Genomic DNA, 921 nt, shown 5'->3' with positions numbered 1-921 from the left:
GCGCCCCCTGCCACAGCGGCTGCTGCGCGCTCTCCGGCAATTGCGTCGGCAATTTGTCCAGGCTGGCGGCGAAGGCATCCAGTTGCGCCGCCAGGCGTGCCTGCGGCCCGTCGCCCAGCGCGTCCAGCGCGGTGCGTTCCTGCAGCAGCGCCTGGCGCAGGTTGAGGAATTGCGGATCGTCGATGCCGTCCAGCACACCGCTGGCCAGCGCGTAGGCACGCCGCGCGCCGGCCGCATCGCCGGCCAGCAGCAGCCGCTGCTGGCCCTGGTTGAGCAGCAGTTCGACCTCGTCCAGGCGCAGCGCCTGCGCGCCGTGACGGTTGGAATCGGCGAGCTTGGCGACATTGGCCTCCAGCAGCGCGCTGCGCTGGCTCAGGCCGAGCATTTCGTCGCGCAGCACGCGGTTGGTGCTGGCCGCGTCCTGGAGCCGCTGCGCGGTGGCGCGCTGGTCGCGGCGCAGGCTGTCCTGGGCCTGCTGCAAGGCCTGCAGTTGCTGCTGCAGGTCCGACTGCTGGGCCAGTTCGCGCGCGCTGCGCGCCTGCCACCAGTCCCAGCCACGCCAGCCGGCGAACGCCAGCGCGGCCAGCGTGGCGAGCACCAGCAGCAACCAGATCCAGCGTGTGGAACGGCGAGGCGTGATCGGGATTTCGTCGGTCATCGGCAGCGTCCTGGGGGCCGTCGCCCGTCGCGAGCAAGGCGGCGGTCGGCGCGGCACCGCCGGAGCATGGCGTGAGCGGCACTGCGGCCGCAACCCGGGCGGCGGTCCGCGTTCAGCGAGGTGGCGAGCGCGTTACGATCGCGGCCGCTGCGGCGACCAACTGCTGCGGCATCGGTCCGGCCGCCTGTGCGACGTCGACGAACCCCAGGTCCGCGGCCAGGGTCGCCAGGCGCGCGCTGGCCGCGACCACCGGCCGCGCGCGC

General features: G+C 73.9%; 1 protein-coding gene. It reads right to left on the bottom strand.

Annotation, left to right across the window (positions count from 1 at the left end; translation table 11 throughout):
* Window positions 1–658, bottom strand: a 658-nt coding sequence (locus D588_RS0116065; RefSeq protein ID WP_017916703.1) for a uroporphyrinogen-III C-methyltransferase, incomplete at its 3' end; no start/stop codon positions are given.
* Between the last annotated feature and the right edge of the window lie 263 nt (window positions 659–921).

Source organism: Xanthomonas sp. SHU 308 (assembly GCF_000364645.1).
In the GTDB taxonomy this organism is placed as follows: Bacteria; Pseudomonadota; Gammaproteobacteria; order Xanthomonadales; family Xanthomonadaceae; genus Xanthomonas_A; species Xanthomonas_A sontii.
Note: the sequence above shows the minus strand (reverse complement) of the source record. Positions and strands in the feature narration are given on the sequence as shown.